Source organism: Nitritalea sp. (assembly GCF_054166705.1).
In genome coordinates, this window is the sequence record NZ_JBSZCV010000019.1 from 26091 (window position 1) to 40553 (window position 14463).

The following is a 14463-nucleotide window of genomic DNA, read 5'->3' on the forward strand; positions in this document are numbered from 1 at the left end:
GCGCTTCCCCTTAGTCTTGGGGTGGGCGGGGCTGTGTTCTTCGGGAATTGGGGTTATCCTCGAGTGGGGTTTTTATACGTTACTTCTATACAACAGATGATGAAAAATTTTAGCATTTTTGCCTTTTTTATACTGCTCGCCTTTGCATGTGAAACCAAGAACTCGTTTCTCAGCTATCAGAATCTGACTGGGGAGGAAGTGCTTATCCAGGTGGATGAGATTCCCTTTCAGAAAGGATACGTTTTAGATAGTTTATTAGAAGTAAAAAAAGTAATCCGGCTTGAAGGTGGAGAGGATATTTTTATTGGGAGTTATGATAAGGTAGCCCTAGTAGATGGGCGCATCTATATTTTAGATAAGACGATGACGCATTCCCTTTTTGTATTTACAGAAGAGGGCGAATTTCTGTTTAAAATAGCAAGTCTTGGCGAAGGTCCTAAGGAATACCGGGAGATCCGTGATTTCACGGTAACGCCGAATTCGAAGACATTAGCTATTTTAGACTTTGGTGGAAAGAAAATACTTAGGTATGCTACAGATACTGGTACGTTTATGCATACAGTCCCACTGGATAGGAGCACCTATTTAGATACCTTTGAAAAAGTGGATGCCCACTATATCGGCATGCACGCAAATCACTGTGGAAATTTAAATGGCTGTCATAATGTCTCGTTTTTGGGTAGTGATTTTTCAACTTTAAAAAGTGATTTGCAGATCAATGATAGATTGAAAAATTATGATTATAAAGGAGAGATGTCCTTTTCACGAAACGGTGAGCAGGTTTTTTTTAGTGAGCTCTTTAATGATACCATTTATGAAGTTAAGATGGAAGACCAAAAACTCCAAGCAAAATACGCGATTGATTTTGGGAAGTATCGGCTTCCGGATGCATTTAAATACTCAAAGCGTAATTCCAAATTCGATAAATCCTTAGCGTATGCTCTTGAAAATGGACTGACCCTAGGTCTCCATGATTTCTATTGTTCAGATAGGTTCTTGTTTTTCAGGTATGGCATACCACAATTACGAGAGGTTTATATCGATCTAGAGACGAATAAAGCCCAGTCCTTTGATCGTTCTCTTACACAAAATTTCTTACTCATAGGCGATATTGTCGCGATGAAAGAGGATCATATCATTAAAGTGATACCTTCGGAGATGGTAGATGATTTATTGAAAACGTATTTTTACACGAGCGATTCTTTAGAATTTAGAAGTCAACATAACGTTTTTTATGAATTGGCTAAGGAAGTCCACTCTGGATCAAGTGGCATCATCACCTTTTTAACCCTAACCCTTTAATATACGATGCGAATTTCAGTTCTTTACTTTATTTTCGTGTTGCTGCTGATCTCATGTGAACGTGGTCCGCAAAATGATGCAGCCTACACGCAGAAAATTTACTCTTGGTTTGCGAGTTATTATGAGCAAATAGATGTAAACGTTTCTGAAAATTCAAAAGAGGTGTGGTACCTCTATTTTGATGATGCCTTGACCTGCCAAACGTGTAAACTAGAGATACTTTCGACAGTCAGAGAAAATACCGCCGTGCATGTAATAATGAACTTCGAAGACGAGCGACACTTGAATGCATTTAAAAAAGCATATCAATTACAGAATGATGTATTTAATGTGCATTCCAAAGCCGTAGCCTTGCCAACACCTTTCTTATTTCGATTAGATGGACTAAGAATGTATGATTTACATGTTCTAGACGATAATTTTTTAAAGCGTAGGTCTATCGCCAAGCTGTTGAAGCACAAGTAAAATAGTTTGTTTAAGCAGTTATTGAGGAACGTTTGGGGGCATCTGACTTCCCCTTTGCCCGGAGGGCAAACGCTAAAAGAGGCCTATTACCTGCTCTTACCACTTCCAAGGCAAGGTAAACACCTGATACTGCGTGGGCCAGTCCATAGGAGGGGGGCTGTGTTTGAAAATCCCGAATAGGGTGGAGCCAGAACCGGACATGGCGGCATACCAAGCGCCTGCCTGGTAGAGGGATTCTTTTATGTGCGCAAGCTCAGGATGCAGCGCGAAGATTCCCTGCTCGAAATCGTTTATAAGTTGTTCTTTCCAGCATTCTGGCTTTGCCAGCACCTCTCGGAGTACGCATGCCGGCTTTTTCGGACGAATACCAGCGTATGCTTCGCGGGTACTGACGTGCACCTGCGGATAGACCAGTACCAGGTGGCCTTCCTGTGGAGGTAGCTGTATGGGATTTAGGATTTCCCCTCTGCCCGTAGCGATTTTCGGCGTGTTCTGAACGAAAAACGGACAGTCACTCCCTAATTTGGCTGCATATTCTTCCAACAGGAAGTCCTCCAGGTGTAAGTTGAACAGCTTGCTCATTAAGGTCAGTGCGAATGCCGCGTCCGCAGAGCCACCGCCAAGTCCTGCGCCCATCGGGATTTTTTTTAGCAGGTGGATTTCTACCTCGGGAAGGGAGGGGAAATCTTTTTTAAGTAGCCGGTAGGCTTTTAGGATTAAATTGTCTTTTTCCTCTCCCGGAATGGGGATGCCGTGGGCAAAGAAGCGCTGCTGCTTGCTTTCGATGATTTCCAGTGCATCCTGTAGGGCGATGGGTACCATGCAGGTTTCGATTTCATGATAGCCGTCGGGGCGTTTCGCTGTAATGGAAAGTCCTAGATTGATTTTTGCGTTAGGAAAGGCAAGCATTTTTTTTTCGGGTAAAGATAGGGAAAAAGGGCATGGTCTGCTTGAAAATGTCTTTTATGTGCGTAGGCGGCGCTTCTTTGTTTGTGAATGGCATCCGAAGAAAATGAAGGCGAGGGTTAACGAAAATTCGTTAAACTTTATTATATATTTTCAAAATCGCAATGGTATCCATATTTTTTTAGCAACTATACAATCGAAACATTGTTTGGTTCTGCTGGGGTTTTTTTACGGGATTCAAGAATAAAGTCTTATAAAATTTATCGTTAGTGAATATAATTTGGCATAAATGCTTTTTAGCAATGTGAATAAATTATTAATCTATTAAAAAATGAAATAAATGTTTGTGAAAATTCGAATTAACCCCTTATGTTTGTGTTACCATTACAACAGAAACAACACATGTACCACGTAATCAGCGTCCTCTTTATTCTTCTACTGCTCATTAGTAAAATGAACTGAGGCACTGTTTTACCTATCTAACAACTATAAATCGGGAAGTGCCTCCTACACAGGGGCACTTTTTTTATACCGATTTCAGGAGTAAATACATCACATGAAGGACATGAAACGACATAGTTGGGAGATCAGTCAGAATCCCGAGCATCCAGCTGGCAAAGCCATGTTATATGCCACTGGCATGAGTGACAAGCAGATGAACCAGCCCTTTGTGGGTGTAGGAAGCTGCGGTTATGAGAGTAATCCCTGTAACATGCATCTTAACGACCTGGCAGCCTCGATTCGTGAAGCGACACGGAAGGAAGGGTTGACAGGTCTTGTTTTTACTACCATCGGCATCTCGGATGGTACTTCTATGGGTACCTTAGGGATGCGCTATTCATTGGTTTCTCGCGAAATCATCGCCGACTCGGTAGAGTCTTTTATCTGTGGACATTCTTTCGATGCTTCCATCACGGTGGCAGGCTGCGATAAAAACATGCCGGGCGCCATCATGGGCATGCTCCGCACGGACCGTCCGGGCATCATGGTGTATGGGGGCACGATCGCCTCAGGTCTCTATAAAGGGGAAAAGCTAAATATCGTTTCTGCCTTCGAGGCCTTTGGCAAGCGTCTAAAGGGCGAGATCTCGGAGGAGGACTACGATGGCGTGATCCGAAATGCCTGCCCTGGGGCGGGCGCTTGCGGCGGTATGTACACCGCGAATACCATGAGTTCTGCCGCTGAGGCGATGGGCATGTCCCTACCTTATAGCAGTACGAATCCTGCACTGTCTCCAGAGAAGCAGGCGGAATGCGCGGAGGCTGCGGCAGCCATCAAACGCCTGCTCGCAGCAGACATTCGCCCTTCCCATATCGTGACGCGGAAGAGCCTGGAAAACGCCGTTCGCGTGGTGGTACTTTTAGGTGGGAGCACGAACGCGGTGCTGCACCTCCTGGCCATCGCCCGTACAGCTGGCATTCCCTTTACGTTAGAGGATTTTCGACGGATAAATGAAGAGACGCCTGTCATCGGCGATTTCAAACCGAGTGGACAGTTTTTAATGGAAGATCTCCATGAGCAGGGGGGCTTACCTGCCTTTATGCGCTACCTGTTGGACGAGGGCCTTTTACATGGTGATTGTCTGACGGTCACGGGTAAAACACTGGCTGAAAACCTAGCCGATATCAGTCCGATCGTGCCTGCTACGGTAAATGCCATTCGCCCTTTAACGCAGCCCCTGAAGCCTACAGGACACCTCTGTATTTTAAAGGGGAATTTAGCTCCAGATGGAGCTGTCGCTAAAATCTCCGGCAAAGAGGGCAAGTCCTTTCAAGGGCCTGCGAAGGTATATGATTCTGAGGCAGAGGCGAATGCGGCCATTCGTGATAAGCAGGTGCAGGCAGGTGATGTCGTCGTCATTCGCTATGTAGGACCAAAAGGCGGGCCAGGCATGCCGGAAATGTTAAAGCCCACTAGCATGATCATTGGCGCCGGCTTGGGGGCAGATGTGGCCTTGATTACGGATGGGCGCTTTTCTGGAGGTACCCATGGGTTTGTGGTGGGGCATGTGACACCGGAAGCCTATCTGGGTGGGCCGATCGGGCTGCTGCAAGATGGGGATCTCATCACGATCGCTTCGGAAGGGCTCTCGCTTTCTGTCGCCTTGAGTGAGGAGGAGCTGGCGCAAAGGAAAAAGACATGGACTCCCCGACAGCCACAGGGCTTACAGGGGACACTGAAAAAATACAATCGATTAGTTGGCACAGCATCAGAGGGTTGTGTGACAGATCAAGACTAATCTTTAACCCCTAATTTTATGATCAGAGGAGCAGATATCATCGTTCAGTCGCTGATAGCCGAGCAGGTGGAGTACATATTCGGCTACCCCGGAGGGGCTATTATGCCCGTTTATGATGCTTTATACGACTATCATGAGCGCATCAAGCATGTACTGACACGGCATGAGCAGGGAGCCATTCACGCCGCTCAGGGTTATGCGCGGGTTTCGGGAAAAGTAGGCGTAGCGCTGGCTACTTCCGGGCCTGGCGCCACGAATTTGATCACTGGGCTGGCGGATGCTTTAATCGATAGCACGCCCTTAGTCTGTATCACTGGGCAGGTGGCTGCCCACTTGCTGGGTTCCGACGCCTTCCAAGAAACCGACGTCGTGGGGATTTCCATGCCGGGGACGAAGTGGAACTATCAGGTACGCCATGCGGCAGATATCGCTCCAGCGATCGCGAAGGGCTTTCATATTGCGCGCAGCGGCCGACCTGGTCCCGTACTCATCGATATCACGAAAAATGCGCAAATCGAGCTAGCAGAAATGCACTACGAGCAGTGCTCCTATATTCGGAGTTATCGGCCTTATGTACCCATTAGCACGGAGCGTGTGGCAGAAGCCGCGGCCTTAATCGATGCAGCTGAGCGCCCTTACTTGCTATTTGGCCAAGGGGTATCTATCGGTGAGGCAGAGGATGAGTTGCGCGCTTTCGTAGAAAAAACGGGCATCCCTTCGGCGGCCACGCTTCTCGGGACGGGCTCCTTATCGGAAGATCACCCCTGCTATGTGGGCAAATTAGGGATGCATGGCAACTATGCGCCGAACTTGCTCACCAATAAATGCGATGTCTTGATCGCGGTGGGGATGCGCTTCGACGACCGCGTGACGGGCGATTTAAAGCGCTATGCACGGCAGGCGAAGGTCATCCATTTGGAGCTGGATCCTGCCGAAATCGATAAAAATGTAAAAACCACTGTCGCCATTCAGGGAGATTGTAAGTTGAGCCTGGCTGCCCTCACAGCAGCAGTGAAACCTAATGCCCATCCGGAGTGGTTGGCGGAGTTTCGCGCCTTGGAGGCGCAAGAGTACCAGCAGGTCGTGTGTGGTGACTTGGAGCCCTGCAAGCCGGGCTTGACCATGGGCGAGGTGATGCACCATATTAATGCTTTTAAAACCGATGATGCGGTGCTGGTGACCGATGTGGGGCAGCATCAGATGATCGCTTGGAGGTATTTTAAATTCCTGCAGGGGAGAACGAATATCACCTCTGGGGGCTTAGGAACCATGGGCTTTGGCCTGCCGGCCGCCCTAGGCGCACAGCTACATGACTTTCAGCGTCAGGTGATTTGTGTGATGGGAGATGGTGGCATTCAGATGACCATTCAGGAGTTAGGCACGATCATGCAGACGAAGGCACCTGTGAAGATGGTGCTGTTAAATAACAATTATCTCGGAATGGTGCGGCAGTGGCAGCAGTTGTTTTTTGACAAGCGCTACTCTTTTACGGAGTTAGAGAATCCGGATTTTATCAAGATCGTGGAGGCCTACGCCATTAAAGCCCGCAAGGTGACGACACGGGAGGGGCTGCGTGAAGCGGTGGCAGAGATGCTTTTCGAAGAAGGCCCTTCCTTCTTAGAGGTCGTCGTGGAGAAGGAAGATAATGTCTTCCCGATGATCGCCACGGGCTGTGCTGTAGATGAAGTTAGATTGTGCTAAACCCGCTTGTATGAAACGTTATACTATTTCTGTTTTTACAGAAAATTTTATCGGAATATTAAATCGCATCACCATAATTTTCACCCGTAGGGGAATTAACATCGATGCGCTCACGGCCTCCGAAAGTCGGCAGGATGGCATCCACAAAATCACGATAGAGGTGACGACTACGGAGGAAAAAATCGTGCACCTCACCAAGCAGATTGAGAAGATCATCGATGTGGTAAAAGCCTTTTATTATGTGGATGAAGAGGTCGTCTACCAGGAAATCGCCCTGTATAAGATCCCGACGCGCTGCTTGGATGCTGGCCTAGAAAGTGTGATTCGGCAGTTTAATGCCCACATTATAGCGGCGGAGCCGGAATTCGTGGTTCTGGAATTCACAGGCCATAAGGAAGAGACCCAGCAGCTGCTGGAGCTACTAAAAGCCTATGAAATTTTAGAGTTTGCCCGCTCCGGGCGTGTGGCAGTGGCGAAGCCGATGGAAACTATTAATGCCTATTTATAACATCAAACCATAAAACCTAATATCGTATGAAATTAACGTTCGGATCAGTAGAAGAGAACGTGGTAACACGTGAAGAATTTCCTTTAGCACAAGCCCAAGAGGTATTAAAAGATGAGGTCATCGCTGTTTTAGGCTATGGCGTACAGGGGCCGGGGCAGGCGCTGAACCTAAAAGACAATGGCTTTAATGTCATCGTGGGGCAGCGGAAGGATTCTAAGACGTGGGACAAGGCCGTAGCCGATGGCTGGGTGCCAGGAGAGACACTTTTCGAGCTGGAGGAAGCCTGTGAGAAGGGGACTATTCTACAGTTTTTGCTTTCGGACGCTGGGCAGATAGCGCTTTGGCCGACGGTGAAGAAGCATCTGACGCCAGGGAAGGCACTTTACTTTTCGCATGGCTTCGGCGTGACCTATAAAGAAAAGACAGGCATCATTCCTCCCGCGGATGTGGATGTGATTTTAGTGGCGCCGAAAGGGTCCGGAACTTCACTTAGAAGGATGTTTGTGGAAGGCCGTGGGCTGAATTCTTCTTTTGCGATTTATCAGGATGCCACGGGCCGCGCTCGGGAGCGTGTGATCGCGCTAGGCATCGGCGTGGGGTCGGGCTACCTGTTCGAAACGGATTTTTATAAGGAGGTAACCTCGGACCTTACCGGGGAGCGCGGCACGCTGATGGGAGCCATCCAAGGGATCTTCGCGGCCCAGTATGAGGTGCTCCGAGCGAATGGGCATAGCCCTTCCGAGGCCTTTAATGAAACGGTGGAGGAGCTGACGCAAAGCTTAATGCCGCTGGTGGCAGAAAATGGAATGGACTGGATGTATGCCAACTGCTCCACTACTGCACAGCGCGGAGCGCTGGACTGGTGGAAGCCTTTTCGGGATGCCACCAAGCCGGTTTTTGAGTCGCTTTATGAAAGCGTAAAAACGGGTCAGGAGGCGCAGAAGTCGATTGATTCCAACAGTAAATCGGATTATCGTGCCAAGTTGGAAGAGGAGCTAAAGGAGTTAAGAGAATCTGAAATGTGGCAGGCTGGGGCTACCGTCCGCCAATTAAGACCTGAAAATAACGGATGATGAGTAATAAGCTATGGATTTTCGATACGACCCTGCGTGATGGGGAGCAGGTGCCCGGTTGTCAGCTGAATACAGCTGAGAAGATCGTGGTGGCACGCGCCCTGGAAGCACTGGGAGTGGACATTATAGAAGCGGGCTTTCCGATTTCCAGCCCGGGAGATTTTAATTCGGTCGTCGAGATTTCGAAGGCCGTAAGCGAACCGATTATTTGTGCACTCTCCCGGGCTGTAGAGAAGGACATAGAGGTAGCGGCTGAGGCACTTCGCTATGCAAAGAAGGGTAGAATACACACGGGAATCGGTGTCTCTCCTTACCATATTCAGTATAAATTACGCTCTACGCCGGAGGCGATCATCGAGCGTGCGGTGCAGGCTGTAAAGTTCGCTAAGCGTTTTGTCGAGGATGTAGAATTTTATGCCGAAGATGCAGGGCGTGCCGATAAGGAGTTTCTCGCTCGGATCGTGGAACAAGCCATCCGGGCAGGCGCCACCGTCGTCAACATTCCAGATACGACAGGCTACTGCTTGCCTGAGCAGTATGGAGCCATTATCCGGCATTTGAAAGATGAGGTACCGAATATTGACAAGGCCATCATCGCTACCCACTGTCATAATGATCTAGGTATGGCCACGGCCAATACTATTTCAGGGGTGCAGCAGGGTGCCAGGCAGGTGGAGGTGACCATTAATGGGATCGGCGAGCGCGCCGGAAATACGTCTATGGAAGAGGTGGTGATGGCCATTCAGTGTCACCATGCTATTCCTGTAAAAACAGCCATTCATACCCCTAAAATTTACGAGACCAGCAGGTTGGTGTCTAAACTAATGAACATGCCTGTCCAGCCGAATAAGGCTATTGTGGGAAGAAATGCCTTTGCGCATAGCTCAGGCATCCACCAAGACGGGGTGTTAAAGCACCGTGAAAACTACGAAATCATCGACCCGCAGTCTGTGGGTGTGCATGAGTCGTCCATCGTGCTGACGGCACGCAGTGGTCGTGCGGCGCTCAAGCATCATCTCGATGCACTGGGTGTGCCATTAGAAGGGGAGGAGCTGCGCCTGGTGTATGAGGACTTCCTGCTGCTAGCGGATAAAAAGCGAGACATAGGCCCGAAAGACCTGATGGGGCTTGTGGGCAAGTACATGGATGAGTCACACCTCCTTACACTTGAAAAACTGGAGTACAGCTCGAACGGACACATCCAAGCGAGCGTGTCCTTACGCGTGGGCGAAGAGCTCAAGCAGGCGAGTGCCACTGGAAATGGCCCCGTGGATGCAGCGCTGAAGGCGATAGAAAGTATCGTAACACCGCAGATAGTTTTGGAAGAATTCCTGATTCAGGCCATTACAGCAGGCAGTGATGATCAGGCGAAAGTACACATGCGGCTGATGAAAGGCAAGGTTCCCTATTATGGCTTTGCTTCGGATACGGACATCGTTCGTGCCTCTGCACAAGCCTTCGTAGACGCGCTAAATAAAATACCTGTTAAAGAAAAGGCTATGGCCACTAAGTAATATGGCAGCGAAAACATTATTTGATAAAATATGGGATGCACATGTCATCCGCAGTGTCCCGGGCGGTCCGGATGTCTTCTTCATCGATAAACATTTTATCCATGAGGTGACCAGTCCTGTTGCTTTTCTCAACTTGGAGAAGCGTGGGATTCCAGTTATGTATCCGGAGCGCACCATTGCTACGCCGGATCATAATGTCCCTACCGTGGATCAAGATAAAACCATCAAGGATGCCCTTTCACGTATGCAGGTGGAAAAGCTCCGCGAAAACTGCCGCAAGTATGGTATCGAGCTTCACGATTTAGGAAGTGATCACCATGGTATCGTCCATGTGATCGGCCCGGAGCTGGGCGTGACCCAGCCGGGGATGACCATCGTTTGTGGCGATAGCCACACTTCTACCCATGGCGCCTTCGGAGCGATCGCCTTCGGAATCGGCACCTCTGAGGTCGAGATGGTGCTGGCCACGCAGTGCATCATGCAGACGAAAGCGAAAAAGATGCGCATCCGCGTGGAGGGGGAAGTAGGGCCCGGAGTAAGTGCAAAAGACATTATTCTCTACATCATCGCGCAGATTTCTGCTAGTGGCGGCACAGGCTATTTTATTGAGTATGCCGGATCGGCGATCGAAAGCCTCAGCATGGAAGCGCGGATGACCATCTGTAACATGAGTATCGAGATGGGAGCACGCGGTGGACTTATCGCTCCGGACGCCACCACCTTCACTTACCTTGAAGGCAGGCCCTATGCCCCTAAAGGGGAGGCCTGGGAGCAGGCCAAAGCGGAGTGGCTCGCGCTGCGTACGGATGAGGGTGCGGTCTTCGATAAGGAATACGTTTTCGATGCCACGGATATAGAACCTATGATTACCTATGGGACAAACCCAGGCATGGGCATCAAAATCGGAGCCTCCGTACCGGAAATCTCCCGCTTCAGCGGTAGCGAGCAGACCTCATACATCAAGTCCCTCCAGTATATGGGCTTCGAAGCAGGCCAGCCGATTAAAGGGCGTGAAGTGGACTTTGTCTTTGTGGGCAGCTGCACAAATGGACGCATCGAAGATATCCGTGCAGTGGCGCAGTTTGTGAAAGGCAAACAAAAGGCTCCCAACATCACCGCTTGGATCGTTCCCGGCTCTCGGGAGGTGGAAAAGCAGGCGCAGCAGGAAGGCCTGGTCGCCATCTTAGAAGAAGCAGGCTTTGAGCTACGCCAGCCGGGCTGCTCTGCTTGTCTGGCAATGAATGACGATAAAATCCCCGCTGGCAAGTATGCGGTGAGCACCTCGAACCGAAATTTCGAAGGACGGCAAGGGCCAGGTGCCCGCACCCTTTTGGCTAGCCCACTGACGGTAGCTGCTGTGGCCGTCACCGGCAAAATCGCGGATCCAAGAGAAGTATTTTAACGAGACAACCTTATGGCTTACGATAAATTTACGAAGCTGCGCAGTACGATGGTGCCCCTGCCAGCTGAAAATGTAGACACCGACCAAATTATCCCCGCTCGCTTTTTAAAGGCTACGGAGCGCAAAGGTTTTGGCGACAACCTCTTCCGTGACTGGCGCTACCATGCAGATGGCAGCCCGAAGGAGGATTTTGTCCTGAATGATGCCACCTACTCCGGAAAGGTGCTGGTGGCAGGTAAAAATTTCGGCTCAGGGTCGAGCCGCGAGCATGCCGTCTGGGCGCTTTATGACTACGGGTTCCGCTGCGTCGTTTCCAGCTTTTTTGCGGACATTTTCAAGAATAACTGCTTGAACATCGGAGTGTTGCCCGTGACAGTGAGTGTGGAGTTTGCGGACAGGCTCTTTGCTGCGGTAGCAGCGGACCCACAGGCAGAAGTAGAAATCGACCTGGAAGCCCAGGTGATTCGCCTGCTCACGGATGGCTCGGAGGAGGCTTTTGAGATCAACAGCTACAAGAAAGAAAATATGAAAAATGGCTTCGACGACATCGATTATCTCTTGCACATGCAAGAGGAAATCCGTGCCTTCGAGCTGCAGCGGTAAGCCCTGAGGGCTTTAAGGAGGTCGATATGAAGGAGGATAACAGGCGCATAGAGATAATGGATACCACCCTGCGGGATGGGGAGCAGACCTCTGGGGTGTCTTTCCTGCCGAGTGAAAAGCTCCAGATCGCCAAGCTACTTTTAGAGGAGCTACAGGTAGATCGGATCGAGGTGGCGTCCGCCAAAGTCTCGGAGGGAGAGCTCCGCGGGGTGCAAAAAATTACGCGCTGGGCAGCAGAAAAGGGCTATCTCGACCGGGTAGAGGTCCTGGGCTTCGTAGATGGGAGCATCTCAGTGGACTGGTTGAAGGAGGCGGGCGCACGTGTGCTCAACCTACTCACCAAAGGTTCCCTGAACCATCTGGAGCATCAGCTACGGCAGCAGCCGGAAGAGCATTTCGCGCGTATCAGTGCCACGATAGGCCATGCCCAAGCGGCGGGGATGCGCGTGAATGTGTACCTGGAGGACTGGAGCAGTGGCATGCGGCACTCACAGGCCTATACGCGGAGTCTGATCCGGTTTCTGCAGACGCAGGCCGTGGATCGCATCATGCTGCCGGACACCTTAGGGATTCTGCGGCCGAAAGAAGTGCGTGCCTTTATCGGAGCGCTTTGTGCGGATTTTCCAGACCTGCATTTCGATTTTCATGCGCATAACGATTATGATTTGGCCGTGGCCAATGTCCTGGAAGCAGTAGATCAGGGTGTCTCAGGCTTGCACAGCACCGTCAATGGACTGGGAGAGCGTGCCGGGAATGCGCCCATAGAAAGTATTTTGGCCGTCTTAAGTGATTTTACTTCGGTTCGCCATGGCTTGCAGGAGCAAAAGCTTTATCGTGTCAGCAAGTTGGTAGAACAATTTTCCGGACTACATATTCCAGCGAACAAGCCGGTGGTGGGGGAAAATGTCTTTACCCAGACGGCGGGCATCCATGCGGATGGCGATCAAAAGAAAAATCTCTATTTTAATGATTTGCTTCCCGAGCGTTTTGGGCGCCAGCGCCAATATGCCCTCGGCAAAACTTCTGGCAAGGCCAATATCTTAAAAAACCTGCAAGCCTTGGGGATTTCCCTCGAAGAGGAGCAGTTGAAGCAGGTGACTGAGCGGATTATTGCGCTGGGCGACCGGAAGGAGCGGGTGACCACAGAGGATCTTCCCTACATCATTTCGGATGTGCTGCAGCAGGAAAATGGCGAGCAGGAGGTACGCATCGAAGGCTATCATATGACCCATAGCAGGGGGCTGAAGCCGACGGTGCAGCTGAAATTGCTTTTGGCCGGTGAGGCCTACGAGGCGCATGCTTCCGGGGATGGGCAGTACGATGCTTTTATGCAGGCGGTAAAAAAAATCTATAAAAAATTGGGCTTTCGCCTGCCCAAGTTAACGGATTATCATGTGCGGATTCCTCCAGGCGGCAAGACGGATGCTTTCGTGGAGACGGTGATTACCTGGGACTTCGGTAGGATTTTTAAGACCAAGGGGCTGGATAGTGATCAGACGGTGGCGGCCATGAAGGCGACAGAAAAGATGCTTAACAGTGTCGGGCTGGTACCGGAAGCCGAGGAGGTCGCATACAACCAAGCGAGTAAGTAAACCAAAATATAGGTATGAAAATAACGATTGCACTTTTACCCGGGGATGGGATAGGCCCCGAGGTGGTCGCACAGGCGGTCAAAGTAGTGGACGCTGTGGCTAAAAAATTTGGACATGAGATTCACTATCAGGAGGCCCTCGTGGGAGCGGCGGCGATCGATGTGCATGGAGATCCCTACCCTGCGGAAACGCATCGTATCTGCCAGGCGGCGGATGCGGTCCTTTTTGGGGCCATCGGAGATCCGAAATACGATAATGATCCGAAGGCGAAGGTGCGGCCGGAAGAGGGTCTTCTGCGCATGCGCAAATCCTTAGGTCTCTTCGCTAATGTGCGTCCGACCTTCACGTTTCCTTCCCTAATCCATAAGTCGCCACTCAAGTTAGAGCGTGTGGAGGGAACGGATTTTGTCTTTTTCCGAGAGCTGACCTCTGGTATTTATTTCGGGGAGCCGAGGGGCAGAAATGAGCAGGGAACAAAGGCTTTCGATACGAATGTCTACACGAAAGAAGAAATCGCGCGGCTGGCAAAGATGGGCTTCGAAGCAGCACAGAAGCGCCGTAAGCACCTGACATGCGTCGATAAGGCGAATGTGTTAGCCACGTCTAGGCTTTGGCGGGAAACGGTTCAGGAGCTGGCCGCCGACTATCCGGACGTGGAGGTGGCCTATGAGTTCGTCGATGCCGTAGCGATGCGCCTCATTCAGTGGCCAAAAGCCTATGATGTGCTGATTACGGAAAATCTTTTCGGAGATATCCTCACGGATGAGGCTTCCGTAATTTCAGGCTCGATGGGGCTGATGCCTTCCGCCTCCTTAGGCGCTGAGGTGAAACTTTTCGAGCCGATTCATGGCTCTTACCCGCAGGCGGCAGGAAAAAATATTGCGAATCCTCTGGCTACAGTCCTTTCGGCTGCCATGCTTTTCGAATATGCTTTCGGGGCCATGGAAGAAGCAGAGGCCATCAAAGCAGTGGTCAATAAATCTCTGGAAGCTGGTGTGGTGACAGAAGATATCGCCGACCACGGGCAGGCACACAGCACCTCCGCGGTGGGGGACTGGTTGGCTGCTCATTTATAACCTCAACATACAAACCTATTTGCCTTACCCCCCTCTGGATGCAGGTCCGAGGGGGATTTTTTTATTTTTGAGTGGAATGGCC

12 protein-coding genes are annotated in these 14463 nt (G+C 50.3%); 11 read left to right on the forward strand and 1 reads right to left on the reverse strand.

Annotated features, from left to right (window positions below):
* Window positions 1-96 precede the first annotated feature (96 nt).
* Window positions 97-1302, forward strand: a complete 1206-nt coding sequence (locus ACXIT9_RS13240; RefSeq protein ID WP_458056720.1) for a 6-bladed beta-propeller — start codon at window positions 97-99, stop codon at window positions 1300-1302.
* A 6-nt stretch (window positions 1303-1308) separates the two neighbouring features.
* On the forward strand, window positions 1309-1767 hold the full coding sequence (locus ACXIT9_RS13245; RefSeq protein WP_458056721.1) for a hypothetical protein: 459 nt from the start codon (window positions 1309-1311) through the stop codon (window positions 1765-1767).
* A gap of 96 nt (window positions 1768-1863) precedes the next feature.
* Here the strand turns inward: ACXIT9_RS13245 and ispE are convergent, their stop codons facing one another.
* Window positions 1864-2676, reverse strand: a complete 813-nt coding sequence (gene ispE, locus ACXIT9_RS13250; RefSeq protein ID WP_458056722.1) for a 4-(cytidine 5'-diphospho)-2-C-methyl-D-erythritol kinase — start codon at window positions 2674-2676, stop codon at window positions 1864-1866.
* 553 nt (window positions 2677-3229) lie between these two features.
* Here ispE and ilvD point away from each other — a divergent pair.
* The 9 genes from ilvD to leuB are packed head-to-tail and all read left to right on the forward strand — an operon-like array spanning window position 3230 to window position 14381.
* The gene (gene ilvD / locus ACXIT9_RS13255; protein ID WP_458056723.1) at window positions 3230-4912 is read left to right on the forward strand and encodes a dihydroxy-acid dehydratase; all 1683 of its coding nucleotides are present in this window, start codon (window positions 3230-3232) and stop codon (window positions 4910-4912) included.
* 18 nt (window positions 4913-4930) lie between these two features.
* Complete coding sequence (gene ilvB / locus ACXIT9_RS13260; RefSeq protein ID WP_458056724.1) at window positions 4931-6613, forward strand: biosynthetic-type acetolactate synthase large subunit; 1683 nt, start codon at window positions 4931-4933, stop codon at window positions 6611-6613.
* 10 nt (window positions 6614-6623) lie between these two features.
* Complete coding sequence (gene ilvN, locus ACXIT9_RS13265) at window positions 6624-7121, forward strand: acetolactate synthase small subunit (protein ID WP_458056725.1); 498 nt, start codon at window positions 6624-6626, stop codon at window positions 7119-7121.
* Window positions 7122-7147: 26 nt separating this feature from the next.
* Complete coding sequence (ilvC, locus tag ACXIT9_RS13270) at window positions 7148-8194, forward strand: ketol-acid reductoisomerase (RefSeq protein ID WP_458056726.1); 1047 nt, start codon at window positions 7148-7150, stop codon at window positions 8192-8194.
* Window positions 8194-9708 (forward strand): 2-isopropylmalate synthase, encoded by a 1515-nt coding sequence (locus ACXIT9_RS13275; protein ID WP_458056772.1) that lies wholly within the window; start codon window positions 8194-8196, stop codon window positions 9706-9708. The genes ilvC and ACXIT9_RS13275 overlap by 1 nt, the downstream gene beginning before the upstream one ends.
* Window position 9709: 1 nt before the next feature.
* Window positions 9710-11110, forward strand: coding sequence for a 3-isopropylmalate dehydratase large subunit (leuC, locus tag ACXIT9_RS13280; RefSeq protein WP_458056727.1), 1401 nt, complete (start codon window positions 9710-9712; stop codon window positions 11108-11110).
* Window positions 11111-11122: 12 nt separating this feature from the next.
* The gene (gene leuD / locus ACXIT9_RS13285; RefSeq protein ID WP_458056728.1) at window positions 11123-11713 is read left to right on the forward strand and encodes a 3-isopropylmalate dehydratase small subunit; all 591 of its coding nucleotides are present in this window, start codon (window positions 11123-11125) and stop codon (window positions 11711-11713) included.
* 26 nt (window positions 11714-11739) lie between these two features.
* Window positions 11740-13305, forward strand: coding sequence for an alpha-isopropylmalate synthase regulatory domain-containing protein (locus tag ACXIT9_RS13290; RefSeq protein WP_458056729.1), 1566 nt, complete (start codon window positions 11740-11742; stop codon window positions 13303-13305).
* Window positions 13306-13319: 14 nt separating this feature from the next.
* Window positions 13320-14381 (forward strand): 3-isopropylmalate dehydrogenase, encoded by a 1062-nt coding sequence (gene leuB / locus ACXIT9_RS13295; protein ID WP_458056730.1) that lies wholly within the window; start codon window positions 13320-13322, stop codon window positions 14379-14381.
* Window positions 14382-14463 lie beyond the last annotated feature (82 nt).

Coding starts and splice junctions, on each gene's coding strand:
- ACXIT9_RS13240 (WP_458056720.1), top strand. CDS start 97: ATGATGAAAAATTTTAGCATTTTTGCCTTTTTTATACTGCTCGCCTTT.
- ACXIT9_RS13245 (WP_458056721.1), top strand. CDS start 1,309: ATGCGAATTTCAGTTCTTTACTTTATTTTCGTGTTGCTGCTGATCTCA.
- ispE (WP_458056722.1), bottom strand. CDS start 2,676: ATGCTTGCCTTTCCTAACGCAAAAATCAATCTAGGACTTTCCATTACA.
- ilvD (WP_458056723.1), top strand. CDS start 3,230: ATGAAGGACATGAAACGACATAGTTGGGAGATCAGTCAGAATCCCGAG.
- ilvB (WP_458056724.1), top strand. CDS start 4,931: ATGATCAGAGGAGCAGATATCATCGTTCAGTCGCTGATAGCCGAGCAG.
- ilvN (WP_458056725.1), top strand. CDS start 6,624: ATGAAACGTTATACTATTTCTGTTTTTACAGAAAATTTTATCGGAATA.
- ilvC (WP_458056726.1), top strand. CDS start 7,148: ATGAAATTAACGTTCGGATCAGTAGAAGAGAACGTGGTAACACGTGAA.
- ACXIT9_RS13275 (WP_458056772.1), top strand. CDS start 8,194: ATGAGTAATAAGCTATGGATTTTCGATACGACCCTGCGTGATGGGGAG.
- leuC (WP_458056727.1), top strand. CDS start 9,710: ATGGCAGCGAAAACATTATTTGATAAAATATGGGATGCACATGTCATC.
- leuD (WP_458056728.1), top strand. CDS start 11,123: ATGGCTTACGATAAATTTACGAAGCTGCGCAGTACGATGGTGCCCCTG.
- ACXIT9_RS13290 (WP_458056729.1), top strand. CDS start 11,740: ATGAAGGAGGATAACAGGCGCATAGAGATAATGGATACCACCCTGCGG.
- leuB (WP_458056730.1), top strand. CDS start 13,320: ATGAAAATAACGATTGCACTTTTACCCGGGGATGGGATAGGCCCCGAG.